Genomic DNA, 17,288 nt, shown 5'->3' with positions numbered 1-17,288 from the left:
TTAAGTTGCAACGGATGCCAGACGGAGGTTAATTGAATTGGTTCGAGGTTTGATTGCATTGCCGACCAGCTTGCTTGCATTCCGTAGCCGGTTGCTTGTACTTTAGTCCGGTTCGCTTGCAAGTCGGCACTTTCGCTCGGGAAAACATCCGGACGTTCAAGAATCTCCCGCAGTTTTCGGCAAGGCAATGGTGAACACGGTTCCTTGTCCCTTCGCACTGGCGACTTCGATCGTTCCGCCGTGGAGGGTGATCAGTTGTTTGACGATGGACAGGCCGAGGCCGAATTCCCCGTATGGATTCGTTGTCCGGGAGACGATCGCCTTGTAGAAGCGGCTCCAAATCTTTTCAATTTCTTCCGGGTCCATGCCGATTCCGGTGTCCTCGATTTCAATGATGGTGTATTCTTCTTCGTCGAAGCCCCGTAGTCGAATCAATCCATTCTCTGTGAACTGGATGCTGTTTTTTGTAATATTGATCAGCACTTGCAGAAGCCTGTCATAGTCGGCCAGAACATGGATTGTCGGCTCGACCTCGATCTGAATGCTATTCCCTCTGTTCTGTGCCTGTCCTTCCAATTGTTCCTTCGTAATCTCGAATAAATCGATGAGCTGGATGCTCTGCTTATCGAGTTTCACTTGATTGGCCCGAATCTTTTCGTAATCGAGGTTTTCATTCACCAGACGGATGAGCCGCATTGTTTCACTGCTCGCTAGGTTCAAGCCTTTTTCCTTTTCCGATTCAGAAATCATATCATTGCGCAACCCTTCCATGATGCCGCGGATTGTCGTCAGCGGAGTCCGCAACTCATGGGAGACATCCGCCATGAATTGCCGCCGCCGATTTTCCAGGTTCTCGATTTCTGCTTGCGACGCTTCCAACTTTTCCACCATCCGATTGAAATCACCGGACAACTCCCCGATTTCGTCAAAATTCGAGGAAGGGATCCGGACAGTATAATCTCCTTGGGCTACATGTGACGCACCTTGCCGCAATCGTTCGACACGTTTCACATGGAACGTCGACAAAATCCAACTGATGAGAAGTGCTACTCCTAAAGCGATCAATGTCGTGTAAATCAAATAATGATTCATCTGCGAAATGATCTCCCGAGATCCTTTGATGGGGGAGGTGAGCAGGATGCCACCGATGAACTGGTTGTTATGGATATAAGGAAGCAAAACGAACGTGACGCCGACGTCAAATCGTTTATAATCCTGCTTGACGATGACGGAATGTCCATTTGTAATGAGGTTCCACTCTTTTTCATTCAACTCCACCAAAGGCGTTTTCAAGCCGGTGGAATAAATGATTGCGGAATTCTCGTCGAACAGGCTGTATTGGATATCCCGCCCGTTCAGCACATGACCGTACGATTGGAGAATCCGGTTGGAATTCGGCCGATCCCTTTCGATGTCGCGTAAGATTTCCTTGCCGTACAAGGTGAGCTCTTCAGTTTTATTGTCATAGACGAATCGCTCAATATAATGGGAAAACAGCAGGCTCAACAGCAGAAAGGCGATTAAGATGACGCTAATATGGCTGGCGAGCTGCTGGTAGAGGACCTTCACTTTCATGCCGGGTCACCACTTGTTTCATCAAATCGGTAGCCGACCCCCCAAACAGTATGGAAGAAGGGGCGGTCTTCCGTCGAGATTTTCGTGCGCAGCCGTTTGATATGGACATCGACGGTGCGATCATCCCCGTAAAAATCATAACCCCAGACACGGTCGAGGAGCTGCTCCCGGGAAAACACCTGTCTCGGATGTTGAAGGAAGAAATGAAGCAGATCGAATTCCTTCGGTGTCAAGTTGGGGATCGGCTTTCCGTCAAGCAACACTTCCCGGGTGTTGGTGTCCATTTTAAAATGGATTGTCCGGAGAACCCCTTCTTCCTCGGGAGGGACAGGCGGCTGAGCATAACGTCGGGTCACCGCCCGGATACGCGCCATGAGGGCGAGGGGGCTGAACGGTTTCGTCACATAATCGTCCGCACCCATTTCCAAGCCGAGCACTTGATCGGATTCACTATCTTTGGCGGTCAGCATGATAATCGGAATATCGACATCAGCTTGCCGTAGTTTCCGACAAATCGTGACACCGTCCATGCCGGGGAGCATCCAATCGATGATCAGGCAATCCCAATGTTCGCCGCTTGCCCGCTGATAGCCTTCCAATCCGTCCTGGACAAATTCCCCGTCGATCCCTTCCTTGGAAAAGAAGAGCTCAATCATCGAGGCCACGCTTTCATTGTCTTCAATCACTAATATTTTCATGGGCCGCCCTCCTTGTCCTTTCATTCAAGGTAAAACGATTTCGGGAAATAATCAACCTTGGAGGATTATCAAGGAAGTCGGCGTTTCAAGAAGTACGGGCAATTTCCGATCAATACTGTAAATAAAAAGTGTTGCGCTTTTGTTTTTACCCTTCTCTAGATGACGTGCTCGTCAAGGTCAGTTCGATGGTCTGTTTTTCATTGCCACGATAGATTGTGAACTTCGCTTTGTCGCCGACCGATAACTCGGAATAGAGAAATTTACGGAGTTCTACGGAATTTTCGATGTCTGTTCCGTTGATCGCCGTGATGACATCCTGTTGTTGCAAGCCGGCTTTTCCTGCTGCTGAAGAAGGATCGACGCTTGTAACCAAGACACCGCCTGTCACGGATTTTGGAAGGTCTTGAACGTACATGGCCGGTACTTCGGCAAGATCGGCAAGACCGATGCCGATATAGGCCCGTTCCACTTGGCCGTGTTCGACCATCTCCTCAAGAAGCGGGATGACGTCATTGCTCGGAATGGCGAAGCCGAGGCCTTCCACACCGTTCTCGGCAATTTTCAAGCTGTTGATGCCGACCACTTTTCCGTCCGTATCAAGCAGAGCACCGCCGCTGTTACCGGGATTGATGGCTGCGTCTGTTTGGATAACGTTCATTTCCCAGTTGCCCGCCGAAGTTTTGACGTCTATCGACCGGTTGACCGCACTGACAATCCCTTGGGTGACCGTTCCGGAAAAATCAAGTCCGAGCGGATTCCCGATCGCGATGACCTGATCGCCAGCACGGAGGGTGTCTGAATCGCCGAATTCCAGCACGGTTTCGGCATATTTGGCATCAATTTTCAAGACAGCGAGATCGCTTAACGCATCTTTTCCGATGATTTCGGCATCCGTTTTCTTACCATTGTCCAAGACGACTTCCACTTTGGCCGCCCCATCGATTACATGGTTGTTTGTGACGATTAGCGCATTATCTCCATCAATTTTATAAATCACGCCTGAGCCGGAACCGGCCTCGATACTTTGGCTGGCCTGTGCAAACCGATTCCCCGTATTTTGATAATTGACGATGCCGACAATCGCTCCGGAAGCTTGTTCTACCATATCCGATAGGGAAGCCGCACTTTTTACGGAAGTAGGTTGCACTTGATAATTGGCCGTTGCCGTTTCACTTCCCGAAACCTCTTGCGTCTTAGCGGTGAGCAAGTCGGTGTTTGCAACAACGCCCAATGTCAACATCGAGCCGAGGACACCTGCCGCCAGAGTAGATAAGAATTGTTTGCCTTTTGAATGTTCCATTGTATCCGTCTCCTTTGTAATTCATCTGCTTCAATCTTACGAATGAATTATGAACAAATTATTACGGGTGATTGAACAAACCTTTACAACCCGACATTTCTAATTTTACATAAACTTAATAGTTGAAAAATTTGAGGTAGTCTGACAGAATGATAGGACAAGCTCCAATATGTAAATGAAAAAGAGGACATATCAGGGAAGCTTGCAGCATATGGTAATCTTGCGTGCAAATTGAGCCGCCGGTTACCAAACGAAAAATAATCAAGGGAGGAATGGAATTTGGTACAAGCCACAGAAAGTCAAGTTTATGCGTTTCCAAACACGGATGGAGCAAAGGTGAACTTCAAGGAACGGTACGACAATTTTATTGGCGGTAAATGGACAGCCCCTGTAAACGGGGAGTACTTTGATAATGTCACACCGGTGACAGGAAAAGTATTTACCCAAGTTGCCCGGTCGACGAAGGAAGATATCGAGCTTGCCCTGGATGCAGCCCATGCGGCGAAGGATTCATGGGCGAAGACGTCGGTGACGGAACGTGCGAATATTCTTTTGAAAATCGCCGATCGCATGGAAGAGAACTTGGAAATGTTGGCTGTTGCAGAAACTTGGGAAAACGGCAAGGCGGTCCGTGAAACATTGAACGCCGATTTGCCGCTCGCCATCGATCACTTCCGGTATTTCGCGTCGGCTATCCGTTCGCAAGAGGGCGGTGTAAGCCAGATTGATGACGATACAGTTGCGTACCATTTCCATGAGCCGATCGGAGTCGTCGGCCAGATCATCCCTTGGAATTTTCCACTTCTCATGGCGGTTTGGAAACTGGCACCCGCCCTTGCTGCAGGGAACTGTGTCGTATTGAAGCCGGCAGAGCAGACTCCTTCTTCGATCATGGTCTTAATTGAACTTATCGAGGATTTATTGCCGGCAGGCGTAGTCAATGTCGTCAACGGTTTCGGATTGGAAGCCGGAAAACCGCTTGCCTCCAATCCGCGGATCGGCAAGATTGCGTTTACAGGAGAGACGACGACAGGTCGACTCATCATGCAATATGCTTCGCAAAATATTATTCCGGTCACGCTGGAACTAGGCGGAAAATCGCCGAACATCTTCTTTGAGGATGTGATGGCGGAAGACGATGAATTCCTGGATAAAGCGATTGAAGGCTTCGTCATGTTTGCGCTGAACCAAGGGGAAGTGTGCACATGCCCTTCGCGCGCCTTGATTCAGGAGTCGATTTATGATGAATTCATGGAGCGTGCTCTGGAACGTGTCAAAGCGATTAAAATTGGAAACCCGCTTGATCCATCTGTCATGATGGGTGCCCAGGCATCGACGGAGCAACTGGAGAAAATTTTGTCCTATCTCGATATCGGCAAGCAAGAGGGCGCAGAATGCCTGACCGGCGGGGAGCAGAACCGACTGGAAGGGGAGTTGGAAGGCGGCTACTACGTTCAGCCGACAGTCTTCAAAGGGAATAATAAAATGCGGATTTTCCAAGAGGAAATCTTCGGTCCGGTCTTGTCGGTGACGACTTTCAAGACGAAAGAAGAAGCGTTGGAAATCGCGAATGATACATTGTACGGTCTCGGTTCGGGCGTCTGGACACGTGACATCAATACGGCGTACCGGTTCGGTCGGAAAATCGAGGCGGGACGCGTCTGGACGAACTGCTACCATGCTTACCCTGCCCATGCAGCGTTTGGAGGCTATAAAGCATCGGGAATCGGACGCGAAAATCATCTGCAAATGCTTTCGCACTATCAGCAGACGAAAAACATGCTCGTGAGCTACAGCCCGAATAAGCAAGGGTTCTTCTGATCGGATCAATCGAAGGGATGTGGAAGCTTTGCCGGATCGCGTCATCGCAACGGACGCAGCTTTGGAACTGATCGATTTCCTGAAGCGGAAACACGGTCCGCTTCTGTTCCATCAGTCAGGCGGTTGCTGTGACGGCTCTTCACCGATGTGTTATCCGGAGGGCGACCTGATCATCGGCGATCAGGACGTGCTGCTTGGATCTATCGGCGAAGTCCCGTTCTATATGCACAAAAACCAGTTCGACTATTGGAAGCATACCCAGCTCATCATCGATGTCGTGGAAGGTCGGGGCGGCATGTTCTCGCTCGAAGGTGTGGAAGGGAAACGCTTTTTAACGAGATCCCGTGCCTTCACGGCAGAGGAGAATCAGCAACTGCAAGCTTAATACAAAAAGGCTGTCCGAGACATCGGACGGCCTTTTCTTAAATGAACCGTTTTCGAATCTCAGGAGGCGGAAGCATGCAGGCATCTTTTTTCCCGAACCACTTATAACGATTTTTTGCTACATAATCATAGACAGCATCCCGGATTGGACGCGGAACGAGGATGAAAAGGAACAATAAATGCCAAAGCCCATCCAGCTTTTTCGCGATATGGAGGGCCGCAGAGGATTTGGTATACGCTTTTCCCTTTTCAATCAAAACGATGCTGTCGACATCATCGGGGATATGATACTGTTTTTTGAGTTGCTCCCCGGTTTCGCTTTGCAGCGAGGCAAACAGGAAATGGGCAGCTGGATCACGTTTCAGGATGAACTGTACACTGGCGTCACAGAAATTGCATTCTCCATCAAACAGAACAATACGTTTCATCTCTACACCTCCTGCATAATCTTCTCTATCTTATAGTATAACCTCTGCCATCCCATTGAAACGTCTTCTGCATATACCTTTACAAAAGACAGAATACTCCGTATAATAGAGTATAAGAATAGATTGCAAGGTTTAGGTGTTTCAACGTATTCTGTCACGGAATAATGGTTGAGGAGTGATCGATGATGGAACGCCAGTTTATTGATCCAACAGAAATGGAGCTTCGCAGGGATGAGGATTTTATCGCTTCCTTGGGCATGGTCGGAGAAGGCGCGCCTGACTATGAAACGGCCAGGCCAAAAAGGTCCGAGCCTGAAGGATTTGATGAAGAGGATTTGCCAGCTGCTTACCAGTAAGAAACCTCACAATGGTTGTGGGGTTTTTATTTTTTTGCATGTAAATATGGAATTTTTACGGTAAAGTGCTAGGCTCTGGTTGCTCGCCCGTGCTTTTGCTTCCCTTCCGCATGTAATAGAGGAAGGAGGAGGTGAGAATATGATGATGCATCACGGACATCACCATGGACATTGCCACGGTCAGGTCATGCCAATGAGCCAGGCGGAGGCGGTTGTGTGCCCGACCCAATATCGTTGCCACAATTCATTTATTCCACGAGAGGTCCCTTATATCCATCCATTTGTCAATGTGAACGTACAGCACTACGTTGACGTGCCAAGACATTATTATACAGAATTGAATGAAACGGTCATGGGCCCACCAGTTCAGGCGCGCCCGGGATTCGGACCGACGATGGGTGGAGGATTTGGCCGGGGGTTTGGCCGAGGCCGCAGACCTTGGAGATAATAAAGAAATGAGCATGATTAATAAAATTGCCCTGTCCGCCGGTTATTCACCCGCGGACGGGTTTTTTTGTTGGGAATGACAAATCTTGGCTGGGGAAATGAGAGGTTAAGGTTTTCAACTAGGCGTGAGAGATGTCCAACGAACTGACCAAACTGTGCAACCAATCCAGGAAGTTGTCCAACAACCAAGTGCCGTTATCCAACAACCCCGCCAAACCGAAAAACCCCACCAAAACGTTTTCGTTTTGATGGGGTGACAGTCAAATTAATCCACATTAAAGTAGCGTGCATCCGGGTGGGCGAAGACGATGGCAGAGACGGAGGCTTCTGGCTCCATCATAAACTCTTCGGTGAGGTGGACGCCGATATCTTCCGGCTTCAGCAAACCGAATAGTTTCGCCTGGTCTTCCAAGTTTGGACAGGCCGGGTAGCCGAAGGAGAAACGTTGGCCTTCGTATTTCGCCGCGAACCGTTCGCGCATTGTGAAGTCGGTCGGATCGGAAATTCCCCATTGGTCGCGCATTTCTTGGTGAACCCGTTCGGCGAATCCTTCCGCGAGCTCCAACGCGGTCGCTTGGAATGCGTGGCTCTCCAAAAATTTCCCTTCTGCTTTTAATCGGTTGGCATATTCGCGGACGCCATGTCCCGCGGTCACTTGCATGAAGCCAACATAGTCCATGATACCGCTGCTGACCGGTTTCAAATAATCGGCCAGGCATAGGAAAGGTTCCTTGCTTTGGCGCGGGAAAGTGAAACGTTCGATTTCCGTTTTCCCATCTTCCGGGTCATAGATGATGACATCGTCGCCGTCGGATTGAGCCGGGAAGAATCGATACATCCCGGACGCTGTCAGATTGCCGGACTCCAGGAAGCCGGTGACCATTTGATGCAGCTCGACTGCCCGCGGTTCCCGCTCTTCCAGCATTTTATCGACATTGCCACGCAGGCCGAGATGATGGCCGATCAACGTGCGCATATTGACGTATGGATACAGATGAGAAACGGAATAGTCTTTCAAGACGCGTCGACGCAAGTCGGTCGGCATGCGAACCGGCACGTCTTCCCGAACCGTTTTCACCGGACGTACCGCCACAGCGACAGCTCCTGCATCGGCTTGTTTCGCCGCTTTAATCGCGTCGTTTTCAGCCCGGCGCTCTTGCTGTTCAATCAATTCATTCAACAAAACTTGTTTTTCTTCTTTATCTTGAAGACGGTTGGCCAGTTCGAGTCCGTACATCGCGTCTTTCGCATACAGGACCGGACCATCGTATTCTGGTGCAATTTTCGTTTCAGTGAATCGGCGCGTCAAGGCAGCACCGCCGACAAGGACCGGCAAGTCGATTCCCACGGCTTTAAAATCTTGCGCCGTCAACACCATTTGTTGTGCCGATTTAACAAGAAGTCCCGATAGGCCAATGATATCTGGCTTCTCTTTACGAATGGCTTCAATCAGAGTGGTAGGGGTCACTTTGATGCCGAGATCGACGACTTGATAGCCGTTATTGCTTAAAATGATGTCGACCAGGTTCTTCCCGATATCGTGGACGTCCCCTTTGACGGTCGCCAGGACGATTTTCCCTTTGCCCGTATCATCCGCGGATTTATCCATGAACTGCTCCAGGAAGGAAACGGAAGCCTTCATCACTTCCGCACTTTGCAACACTTCCGCCACAATCAGCTGATTATCGTTGAATAAACGGCCGACTTCCGCCATGCCTTCCATCAATGGCCCATTGATGATATCCAATGGGGCATCATACATTTTCAAAGCGGCTTCCAAGTCGGGGATCAATCCCTCTTTCGTCCCTTCCACGACATAATAGCTCAGTCGCTCCGGCACGGTTTTCGGGATATCGTCTTCCGTCTTCTCTTTTTTCTTGCCGCGATAGAAGTTCGTGAACTCGGCCAGCGTTTCATCAGTTGTGGAGAATAATAGATCGTTCGCCATCTGCACTTCCGCTTCCGGGATCGAAGCATAGCGTTCCAATTTTTCCGTATTGACGATCGCGTAATCGAGTCCGGCTTGCGTACAATGGTACAAATACACGGCATTCAGCACTTCACGTCCGACTGGCGGCAGTCCAAATGACACGTTACTCACCCCGAGGATCGTCAACGCACGAGGCATTTTCTCCTTAATCATGCGGATGCCCTCAATCGTCTCTACAGCGGAGCCGATGTATTGCTCGTCCCCGGTACCGACTGGGAAGACGAGCGGATCGAAGATGATGTCTTCTGGAGCCAATCCCCATTTATTGACCAATAGCTCATAGGAACGCTCCGCCACTTCCAACTTCCGTTCGCGGGTGACTGCCATTCCGATTTCATCGATCGTTCCGACGACGACGGCCGCCCCGTATTTTTTCACGAGAGGCATAACGGCATCGAAACGCTCTTCGCCATCCTCCAAGTTGATGGAGTTGATGATCACTTTCCCTTGGGAATATTTCAAAGCTTCTTCGATGACCTTTTCATCCGTCGAGTCGATGACAAGAGGCACTTTCACCTTCTTGACGACTTCCTGCATGAATTTCTTCATATCTTCTAGTTCGTCCCGGTCCGGATTCGCCAGACAGATATCGATAACGTGAGCACCGCCGCGCACTTGGGCACGCGCGATTTCGGATGCCTCTTCAAACTTCCCATCGACAATCAATTGCTTGAATTTCCGGGAACCGATGACATTCGTCCGTTCGCCGATTAAAAGCGGGCGCATCGTATCGTCATAGAGAAGGGGGTCGATTCCGGAAACGGCATGGCCATGCGATTCTTCCGGACGTGGACGAGGCGCTTTCCCATCAACCGCTTCCCGGATGGCGCTGATATGTGCTGGAGTCGTTCCACAGCAACCACCGACGACGTTTAACCACCCTTTATCCGCAAATCCTTCCAGCTTTTTGGAGAGGGATTCAGGCGATTCATGGTAATGACCTTCTTCATCCGGCAAGCCGGCATTCGGATAACAGCTGACAAAGCTTGTCGCCAAATCGGATAGGGAACGCAGATGGTCCGTCATGAATTCCGGCCCTGTTGCGCAGTTCAAACCGACGGAAAGCGGCTTAATATGCTCGATGGAAATATAGAATGACTCGATTGTTTGGCCGGCGAGCGTTGTTCCCATCGGCTCGATCGTACCGGAAATCATGACAGGGATTTCTTTCCCAGTCTCTTCGAATGCACGCTTGATGCCGAGTGTCCCGGCTTTGACATTCAGCATATCTTGGCTCGTTTCCATTAAAATCAAGTCACAGCCGCCTTCGATCAGCGCTTTCGCTTGCACGTAGAAGTCTTCAGTCAGTCCGTCGAACGTCGCGCCGCCTGTAACGGAAAGCGTTTTGGTCGTTGGCCCCATCGCACCCGCGACAAACCGCGGCCATTCCGGGGTGGAGAAATCCTCCGCACATTTCTTCGCGATTTGGGCCGCTTGGAAATTGATTTCATGCGCCCGGTCGCCCAAATCATAATCATCGAGGACGATCGGAGTGCCGCCGAATGTGTTCGTGCAGATGATGTCCGCGCCCGCTTCCAAGTATTCGCGGTGAATCCGATCCAGCACATCCGGACGTGTAATATTCAAAAACTCATTACAGCCGTCGTACTCTTCGCCGCCGAAATCGTCCGGCGTCAAGTCGGCTGCCTGCAGCATTGTGCCCATTGCACCATCTATGATGAGAATTCTCTTCTGAAGTTGTTGTTCAATTGGATGAGTCGGCATGGACAAGTTCCCTCTCCTTCTTTGCATCTAGTTCTTTAATGTGTTGAATCAATTCCAAAGACATATCGTAACGAAGGAAAGGCGTGATGATATAGATGCCGTTGAATAACCGGGCCGCTGTATCGACCAGTTCCTTGGCGATTTGAATACCTTCCTCTGTCGATTTCTGACGGTCGTCTCCGCAAGCGCGCATCCGTTCCAATACTTCGTCCGATAATTTGATGCCTGGCACTTCATTATGCAGGAATTCCGCGTTTCGGATATTCGTCAACGGCATGATGCCGATGAAAATCGGTGTATCAAGATGTTTCGTCGCTTCGTAGATTTCCTCAATCTTCTCTTTTGAATAAACCGGCTGGCTGATGAAATAATCTGCGCCGCTTTCAATTTTCTTCTCCAACCGCTTGACGGCACGCTCTACCACCCGGACATTCGGGTTGAAGGCGGCTGCGACCGAGAAGGATGCTTTCTTCTTCAGCGGTTTGCCGGAGAAGGAAATCCCTTCATTCAACTGCTTGATCAGTTGTGTTAATTCCATACTGTTGACGTCGTAGACATTGGTTGCACCCGGGAAGTCGCCCACTTTCGTCGGGTCTCCCGTAACGGCTAGAATATCTTGGATATCGAGCGCATCCAGCCCCATCAAATGTGATTGTAAGCCGATCAGGTTACGGTCACGGCATGTAATATGGATGAGCGGCCGGATGTTGTACTGTTGTTTCAAGATTGCGCCCATTGCAACATTGCTGATCCGCGGCGAGGCGAGCGAGTTATCGGCCATTGTGATGGCATCGACACCTGCTTCGTTCAGCAAGTTGGCACCTTCGACGAATTTTTCAATTTCTAGTGTCCGCGGCGTGTCGAGTTCGACGATGACAGACCGCTCCCGCTTCACTTTTTCGTGGATCGGTTCGTTGACAGCCGGTTTTGCTTCCCGGATGACGACCGGTTTCTGCTGTTTCACTTCTTTCGCCACGACTGGCGCCAGTCCGGCGAGCTGTTTTTTCGCCGCTTCAATATGCTTCGGTGTCGTACCGCAGCAGCCGCCGATCAAACGGACCCCTTCATTGCGAAGGGACAGGGCGGCCCGGCCGAAATAATCCGCTTCGGATACATAGACGATCCGGCCATCTTCTACGTCAAGAAGGCTCGCATTCGGGTAGGCGGATAAAAATGCCTTCTCCGGCAAAGTGACTTCTTCAAATGCTTGGTTTGTATGGAACGGGCCGAGACGACAGTTGACGCCGACTACATCCGCACCGAGCGCCTCCAATCGATGAAGTGCTTCATTCAAGGAAAGACCGTTTTGCAACACGCCCGGTTCATCCATCGATACTTGGGCGATGATCGGGGTGTCGGTCATAGTGCGAAGCAACTGGACGACAGCGGATAATTCCTCAAAATCGTAATATGTTTCGAGCAAAATTCCATCTGGATCTCCCATCAGCAAATGTTGCGCCTGTTGCTGGACGATCGACTGGATTTCTTGCAAGGTAGCATCGCTTTTCCGGATGCCGCGAATGCCCCCAATCGTACCGAGCACAAACTGTCCGCCGGGAGCCGCCGCTTTCTTCGCAATCTGGATGGCTGCCTCATTGAACTCTTTCACCCGGTCTTCCATGCCATAGCGTGCCAGTTTCAGAGCGTTCGCGCTGTAAGTGTTCGTCTGAATGACGTCTGCTCCCGCCTGGATATAATCTTGGTGGATCTTTTCAATAATTTCAGGCTTTTCAACATTCAATTCTTCATAGCAAAAGTCGATTCCATACGAATAAAGTAGAGTCCCGATGGCACCATCAGCGGTCAGCACATCGGTTTTCAATTTATCTAGCAATGACATGGATTTTGTTCTCCCTTTCTTAATTAAAGTAAAAAAAGCCTTCATTCAGAAAGAAGGCTTTAGACGTGTATATTCACTCCTTCTTATCTTCCAGGCGATTGAGGCCTGCTGGAGGTAGCACCTTGCCGCCCGGCTGGTTGCTGAAGCTTCCCCGGGCCAGTTCCCTCAGCTTCTCTTGATAAGAATCATTATTTTATTTGAATTGTTGAAAACATCGTATCGTTAAAAAGCCCTGACGTCAAGTCTTTTCTGAAAATCCCGAGTAATGTATCGGATTAGGAGGAGTAGGGTCTGTTTTACCAAAAGCGAATTCTGTTCCAGGAGTGTGGTATTATAGAAAGCATCAGAACAAAGCAAGCAGAGGGTGAAATGATTGAGAGCTTTGAAATTTATCATCCCGATTATGTTCGTTGTCGGCGGGTTCAGCTGGATGATGTTGAGTAAAAATTATCAGGAAGTCCCGCCGACATCTCGTGTATTCATTACCATTGGAGCAATGATCGTGAGCGGGGGCATTTCGTTTTTCCTTTTCCCGAAAAATGAAGGAGGAAAAAACTGACGGGTGGCGATAAGCCATCCGTTTTTTTTTTTTTGTCAGGAAATTATTAAATCTTGGCTCGGGGCTAGCTTTCTAATCAGGCATGTTTACGATCAGGCCACTTTTAAGACACTCTATGTGTTAACTATATTTAATATTACATTGACACAAAATGAGTTATATTTTATTCTGATAAAGATAACTGAACGCGGGGGGGTGTGGGAAGTGGGGACAGCAACAGTGAAGTCGAAAAGTGGCATAAGTGCCTTGACGCTTGTGTATAGTGGGATGTTTGCCGCACTGATGATGATCGGTGCCAATATTACGTCGTTTGTACCGTTTCTTGTTATCGGTGGAGTGCCGATCACTTTGCAGACGTTCTTTGCGATTCTCGCCGGGCTTCTACTTGGAAGTCGGATTGGCGCAATTGCGATGACGGTCTATATGTGTATCGGACTCGCAGGGGCACCGGTATTTTCGAAATTCCAAGGCGGATTCGGGTTTATCTTAAATCCGACATTTGGATTTGTCGTGTCCTTCATCTTAACAGCGTATGTAGCAGGGGAAATCGTAGAGAAAAACGGGAAATTGCAAAGGTACATCGTAGCTGCTCTTGCCGCGATGGTGGTCAACTACGTCCTAGGCACGAACTGGTTGTATTTTGCGTATAAGTTCTGGGCAGCGGCCCCAGATGCGTTTACGTATAAAGTAGCTTGGATTTGGATGATGCCGCCGCTGCCAAAAGACATCTTGCTTGCGGTTTTGGCTGGGATTTTCGGTCATCGCATGTATAAGATATTGAAAGTGAGGCATGGATAAATGAGGGATTATAACAAGTTGGCCGAACAAGTGCTGAAGGGCTACCAATTGACGGACGAAGAGGCGCTGGCCATCCTAGACAGTCCAGATGAGGATTTATTGCCGCTTCTGCACGGAGCGTACCAAATTCGCAAACATCACTTCGGGAATAAAGTGAAGCTGAACATGATCATCAATACGAAATCCGGTCTCTGCCCGGAAAACTGCGGCTATTGTGCGCAGTCCATCGTGTCCAAGGCACCTGTTGAGAAATACGCCATGATGAAACAGGAAGAGATCGTGGCGGGCGCCGAGCGCGCAGCTGCAGTCAACGCGGGCACATACTGCATCGTGGCGAGCGGACGCGGGCCGGTTAACAGCGAATTGGAAATTGTCATTGATTCCGTAAAGGAAATCAAGTCAAGACATCAAGACATGACGATCTGCGCATGCCTCGGCATCCTAAAGCCGGAGCAGGCGGTACGGCTGAAAGAAGCTGGCGTCGACCGATACAATCACAATTTGAACACATCCGCCAATCATCATGAGAACATCACGACTTCGCATACATACGATGATCGGGTAAATACGGTCGGCCTGGCAAAAAACGCGGGCATCTCCCCTTGCTCGGGTGTCATCGTCGGGATGCGCGAAACGAAAGAAGACGTTGTTTCGATGGCACGCAGCCTTCATGCGCTCGACGCCGATTCAATCCCGGTGAATTTCCTCCATGCAGTGGAGGGGACACCGCTCGGCGGGACGGATGAATTAAACCCGCGCTATTGCTTGAAAGTATTAAGTCTGTTCCGCTTCATCAATCCTTCGAAGGAAATCCGGATTTCCGGAGGCCGCGAAGTAAACTTGCGCAGCTTGCAACCGCTGGGACTCTACGCGGCGAATTCGATTTTCATCGGGGATTATTTGACGACAGAAGGGCAAGAAAGCGACCGCGATCGCCAAATGCTCGAAGATCTTGGCTTTGAAGTGGACTTGGAACCATTGAATAGAGAACCTGTTTCGGTTTGATTAAACGAAGGGACTTCCTGATCGAGGGAGTCCTTTTTCGTATACGGCGCCATTTGCAGTGCTGATCCCGCATTAATTCAAAATCCGGTGTCGGGATTTATATGCCTTTGATTTCTTTCAAATAATCTTCATTCACGTTTGAAAACCGTAGGATCGCCATTTCAAGCGGTATTTCCCAAATCAAAAAAAGCACAAAACCCAGAGACGATTGAAACAGGTTAACCAACCGATACCAAACAGACATTAAAAGAAATGATAAAACGTCCACTTGCGGAAATGGAAGAAGCTCGACCGAATATGGGAGAGGGGCGAGGTAGCGTTTAATCGAAAAATGCACCGGGCATAATATTTTGATTTAAAAAGGAATTCAAAAAAATGAATTGACACTGGAGTCAACTCAAATGTTATTCTGGATTCATGGAAAAACTTTATTCTATACAAGAGGCTTCGCAGATACTTGGGATGTCTAAGGATACACTTCGGTATTATGACCGGATCGGGATTATTTCGCCGTCTCGGAAAGACAATCGGTACCGCAGGTATTCGAAGGAGGACCTCATAGACTTGATGAATGTTCAGATTATGCGGTATGCGGACTTTTCTCTTGACGAAATCAAAGGGAAATTTGGTTTCCACAAGATGGAAAGCATGGATTCCGTATACTGCGAAGAGGTTGCTGCGTTTCTTGATGCCAAGAACGCAGCAACGCGCAAGAAGATTAAGCATCTGGAAAAGGTCATTCAGCTACTCGATATAGCAGCTGAAACGTTAAGAGATTTTAATAACGAAAGCGATCAAAGGTTGGCAGAATTCGTCCGTGAACTTTACAAGGATATCCGAGAGGTTGAACCAAAAATATTTGAGGAGGGTTGTGATCAACATCAAGGTTAGGAATTTTTATTATCTGATTGCAGGCATTCTTGCGGTGCTGTTTGCCGTCACGCATGCATGGAACGGGCAATCCGTTGTGCTGCCGACGCTCGACTTTGGAGCCATGCCGATAGATACCCGGACGGTATTTACGTATGTTTGGCACATTATAACGGCGGAAAATCTGGTCTTCGGCATCGCATTCATATTCATGTCATTTCAAAGTGAGCGATCGAAGGTCCATTTTGCTGCATGGATGATCGTGGCCATCCTAATCGTCCGATTGATGGTCATTCTTGGCATAACGGCACTACTTGAAGTTTCAGCACTCAGGAATACGTTTATAGATTCAATTGCCATCGTAATCTATGTTACCTTGATCATACTGGGCACCACTATGAAGAAAAGACAGCCCACTGGTTAGCGCTACAGTGACAGAAGTGTTCGAAAATTTCTGTAACATAAAGTCACGATGGATATGGTACTTTACCCTTTGGATATGCTTTGTCTAAAGGGTATTTTTATAGTAAAAATACACAGCTTTGTTAATCTACAATTATCAGGCGTCATTTTTGCATAGCGATGTATCGGAATTGGGGTTATTCGTTGTATTTCACTTGACCTTGATTGCGCCTGCCCTTGGGTTGCTTACAAGTCATCCAGTTTCGCTATCGGCACAGACTGTGGATGAACGAATATCTAGCCCAGACAATAAAAAGCGCAGAGTTCAATCTGTGCTTTTTACTTATATTCTATCTGAAAGAGGGTCCCTATCCGCATGCCACATGACAAGCTGATCCTGTCTCTCAAAAAACTCTTTGACTGAGAAGCTGCCATCAAAAGGCTGGGCGTCGATTGTTTGGAAGAGCGTGTCGAATTGTTCCGGCAGCACTTCCGAAATGATGAGGGACGTAATGGACGCGGGGATGGCGAACTCTTGGATCCGTTCATTCCACCCGGTCAGGACCTCTTCGTCGAAAACAACAGAAGAAGTATAGATCATTTCTCCGTCCGCGTCAGGGTGGCGAATGATGAGCCGGGCTCCGACGTAATCGCTTTTTCGGCCTTTGAATCCGCGATTTGTCCAAACGCCGATCAGTATCCGATCCATGGTCCCGTAGTGGATTTTTGTCACCTTCTCCTCTTCGGTCCATTCATTGATGGCGTAAATGGTGTACGCTTCCTCCTCTGCCACCGCAATGATCTTCGTCGGCTTTTTATTTTGCGTCAGACGGTAAATCTTGAAGGCAATTCCAAGGAATAAAGCGAAAAAGCTGCCGAATAGAAGAACCATCCACCATTCGCCCATGACGAGAAATGAATAAGTGGCATAGCCTGTCGCGTAGAGCCCCGATCCTAAAAAGATCGCGATGATGATTAAATAAAAGAACCACTTCGGCTTCATCTTCCCCGTGGCAATCGTTTCGTCATATAAATTCCTTCCCATGCCAGTTCCCCTTTCCGCTTTTCTTTCTTACGACCTGCCCATTTG

Annotated in this window: 16 protein-coding genes and 1 riboswitch; of the genes, 9 read left to right on the top strand and 7 right to left on the bottom strand. The window is 49.0% G+C overall.

Translation table 11 applies throughout. From position 1 onward, the window contains the following. Positions 1–156: 156 nt before the first annotated feature. From MKY41_RS17090 to MKY41_RS17080, 3 genes are all read right to left on the bottom strand, one after another. Positions 157–1,575, bottom strand: coding sequence for a sensor histidine kinase (locus tag MKY41_RS17090; protein ID WP_340746212.1), 1,419 nt, complete (start codon positions 1,573–1,575; stop codon positions 157–159). Continuing rightward, positions 1,572–2,273 carry a response regulator transcription factor gene (locus MKY41_RS17085; protein ID WP_340746211.1) on the bottom strand — a complete coding sequence of 234 codons (702 nt, stop codon included), beginning with the start codon at positions 2,271–2,273 and terminating at the stop codon, positions 1,572–1,574. The genes MKY41_RS17090 and MKY41_RS17085 overlap by 4 nt, the downstream gene beginning before the upstream one ends. 145 nt (positions 2,274–2,418) lie before the next feature. Next, positions 2,419–3,573: a S1C family serine protease gene (locus MKY41_RS17080; RefSeq protein ID WP_340746210.1), complete on the bottom strand. Its 1,155-nt coding sequence runs from the start codon at positions 3,571–3,573 to the stop codon at positions 2,419–2,421. Positions 3,574–3,852: 279 nt separating this feature from the next. Between MKY41_RS17080 and adh the strand changes: the two genes are divergently transcribed. Both adh and MKY41_RS17070 read left to right on the top strand, forming a co-directional pair. Beyond that, complete coding sequence (gene adh / locus MKY41_RS17075; protein ID WP_340746209.1) at positions 3,853–5,394, top strand: aldehyde dehydrogenase; 1,542 nt, start codon at positions 3,853–3,855, stop codon at positions 5,392–5,394. 28 nt (positions 5,395–5,422) lie between these two features. After that, complete coding sequence (locus MKY41_RS17070; RefSeq protein ID WP_340746208.1) at positions 5,423–5,779, top strand: DUF779 domain-containing protein; 357 nt, start codon at positions 5,423–5,425, stop codon at positions 5,777–5,779. A 37-nt stretch (positions 5,780–5,816) separates the two neighbouring features. Here the strand turns inward: MKY41_RS17070 and MKY41_RS17065 are convergent, their stop codons facing one another. Continuing rightward, the gene (locus MKY41_RS17065) at positions 5,817–6,206 is read right to left on the bottom strand and encodes a thiol-disulfide oxidoreductase DCC family protein (RefSeq protein ID WP_340746207.1); all 390 of its coding nucleotides are present in this window, start codon (positions 6,204–6,206) and stop codon (positions 5,817–5,819) included. A 185-nt stretch (positions 6,207–6,391) separates the two neighbouring features. Here MKY41_RS17065 and MKY41_RS17060 point away from each other — a divergent pair, with 185 nt between their 5' ends. Together MKY41_RS17060 and MKY41_RS17055 are read left to right on the top strand one after the other, a co-directional pair. Then, entirely contained in the window at positions 6,392–6,562 is a 171-nt protein-coding gene (locus MKY41_RS17060; protein ID WP_340746206.1) for a hypothetical protein, read from the top strand. 139 nt (positions 6,563–6,701) lie between these two features. Next, a complete protein-coding gene (locus MKY41_RS17055; RefSeq protein WP_340746205.1) occupies positions 6,702–7,010 on the top strand; it encodes a hypothetical protein in 309 nt (102 codons plus the stop codon). 264 nt (positions 7,011–7,274) lie between these two features. On the opposite strand, the gene metH is transcribed toward MKY41_RS17055, so the two are convergent. Continuing rightward, positions 7,275–10,724: a methionine synthase gene (gene metH / locus MKY41_RS17050; protein WP_340746480.1), complete on the bottom strand. Its 3,450-nt coding sequence runs from the start codon at positions 10,722–10,724 to the stop codon at positions 7,275–7,277. Continuing rightward, the gene (locus MKY41_RS17045) at positions 10,705–12,564 is read right to left on the bottom strand and encodes a bifunctional homocysteine S-methyltransferase/methylenetetrahydrofolate reductase (RefSeq protein ID WP_340746204.1); all 1,860 of its coding nucleotides are present in this window, start codon (positions 12,562–12,564) and stop codon (positions 10,705–10,707) included. Before MKY41_RS17045 ends, metH begins: the two co-directional genes overlap by 20 nt. An 80-nt stretch (positions 12,565–12,644) precedes the next feature. After that, positions 12,645–12,749: riboswitch (SAM riboswitch) on the bottom strand. A 188-nt stretch (positions 12,750–12,937) separates the two neighbouring features. On the opposite strand from MKY41_RS17045, the gene MKY41_RS17040 reads away from it, so the two are divergent. The 5 genes from MKY41_RS17040 to MKY41_RS17020 all read left to right on the top strand — a co-directional run bounded on the left by MKY41_RS17040 (position 12,938) and on the right by MKY41_RS17020 (position 16,220). Continuing rightward, positions 12,938–13,123: a histidine kinase gene (locus MKY41_RS17040; RefSeq protein WP_340746203.1), complete on the top strand. Its 186-nt coding sequence runs from the start codon at positions 12,938–12,940 to the stop codon at positions 13,121–13,123. A 204-nt stretch (positions 13,124–13,327) separates the two neighbouring features. Next, entirely contained in the window at positions 13,328–13,921 is a 594-nt protein-coding gene (locus tag MKY41_RS17035; protein WP_340746202.1) for a biotin transporter BioY, read from the top strand. Beyond that, the gene (gene bioB, locus MKY41_RS17030) at positions 13,922–14,926 is read left to right on the top strand and encodes a biotin synthase BioB (protein ID WP_340746201.1); all 1,005 of its coding nucleotides are present in this window, start codon (positions 13,922–13,924) and stop codon (positions 14,924–14,926) included. Between the two features lie 417 nt (positions 14,927–15,343). Continuing rightward, positions 15,344–15,817 (top strand): MerR family transcriptional regulator, encoded by a 474-nt coding sequence (locus MKY41_RS17025; protein ID WP_340746200.1) that lies wholly within the window; start codon positions 15,344–15,346, stop codon positions 15,815–15,817. Further along, positions 15,798–16,220 carry a hypothetical protein gene (locus tag MKY41_RS17020; RefSeq protein ID WP_340746199.1) on the top strand — a complete coding sequence of 141 codons (423 nt, stop codon included), beginning with the start codon at positions 15,798–15,800 and terminating at the stop codon, positions 16,218–16,220. Before MKY41_RS17025 ends, MKY41_RS17020 begins: the two co-directional genes overlap by 20 nt. 321 nt (positions 16,221–16,541) lie before the next feature. Here the strand turns inward: MKY41_RS17020 and MKY41_RS17015 are convergent, their stop codons facing one another. Next, entirely contained in the window at positions 16,542–17,243 is a 702-nt protein-coding gene (locus tag MKY41_RS17015; protein ID WP_340746198.1) for a hypothetical protein, read from the bottom strand. Positions 17,244–17,288 lie beyond the last annotated feature (45 nt).

The sequence above is a fragment of the Sporosarcina sp. FSL W7-1349 genome, assembly GCF_038003045.1.
In the GTDB taxonomy this organism is placed as follows: Bacteria; Bacillota; Bacilli; order Bacillales_A; family Planococcaceae; genus Sporosarcina.
This window is presented reverse-complemented; position numbering and strand designations above follow the sequence as displayed.

Excerpts from the sequence above, each read along its gene's own strand:
- MKY41_RS17055 (WP_340746205.1), top strand. The coding sequence starts at position 6,702 with ATGATGATGCATCACGGACATCACCATGGACATTGCCACGGTCAGGTC.
- MKY41_RS17085 (WP_340746211.1), bottom strand. The coding sequence starts at position 2,273 with ATGAAAATATTAGTGATTGAAGACAATGAAAGCGTGGCCTCGATGATT.
- MKY41_RS17080 (WP_340746210.1), bottom strand. The coding sequence starts at position 3,573 with ATGGAACATTCAAAAGGCAAACAATTCTTATCTACTCTGGCGGCAGGT.
- MKY41_RS17015 (WP_340746198.1), bottom strand. The coding sequence starts at position 17,243 with ATGGGAAGGAATTTATATGACGAAACGATTGCCACGGGGAAGATGAAG.
- metH (WP_340746480.1), bottom strand. The coding sequence starts at position 10,724 with ATGCCGACTCATCCAATTGAACAACAACTTCAGAAGAGAATTCTCATC.
- MKY41_RS17065 (WP_340746207.1), bottom strand. The coding sequence starts at position 6,206 with ATGAAACGTATTGTTCTGTTTGATGGAGAATGCAATTTCTGTGACGCC.
- MKY41_RS17025 (WP_340746200.1), top strand. The coding sequence starts at position 15,344 with ATGGAAAAACTTTATTCTATACAAGAGGCTTCGCAGATACTTGGGATG.
- MKY41_RS17090 (WP_340746212.1), bottom strand. The coding sequence starts at position 1,575 with ATGAAAGTGAAGGTCCTCTACCAGCAGCTCGCCAGCCATATTAGCGTC.
- bioB (WP_340746201.1), top strand. The coding sequence starts at position 13,922 with ATGAGGGATTATAACAAGTTGGCCGAACAAGTGCTGAAGGGCTACCAA.
- MKY41_RS17045 (WP_340746204.1), bottom strand. The coding sequence starts at position 12,564 with ATGTCATTGCTAGATAAATTGAAAACCGATGTGCTGACCGCTGATGGT.
- MKY41_RS17060 (WP_340746206.1), top strand. The coding sequence starts at position 6,392 with ATGGAACGCCAGTTTATTGATCCAACAGAAATGGAGCTTCGCAGGGAT.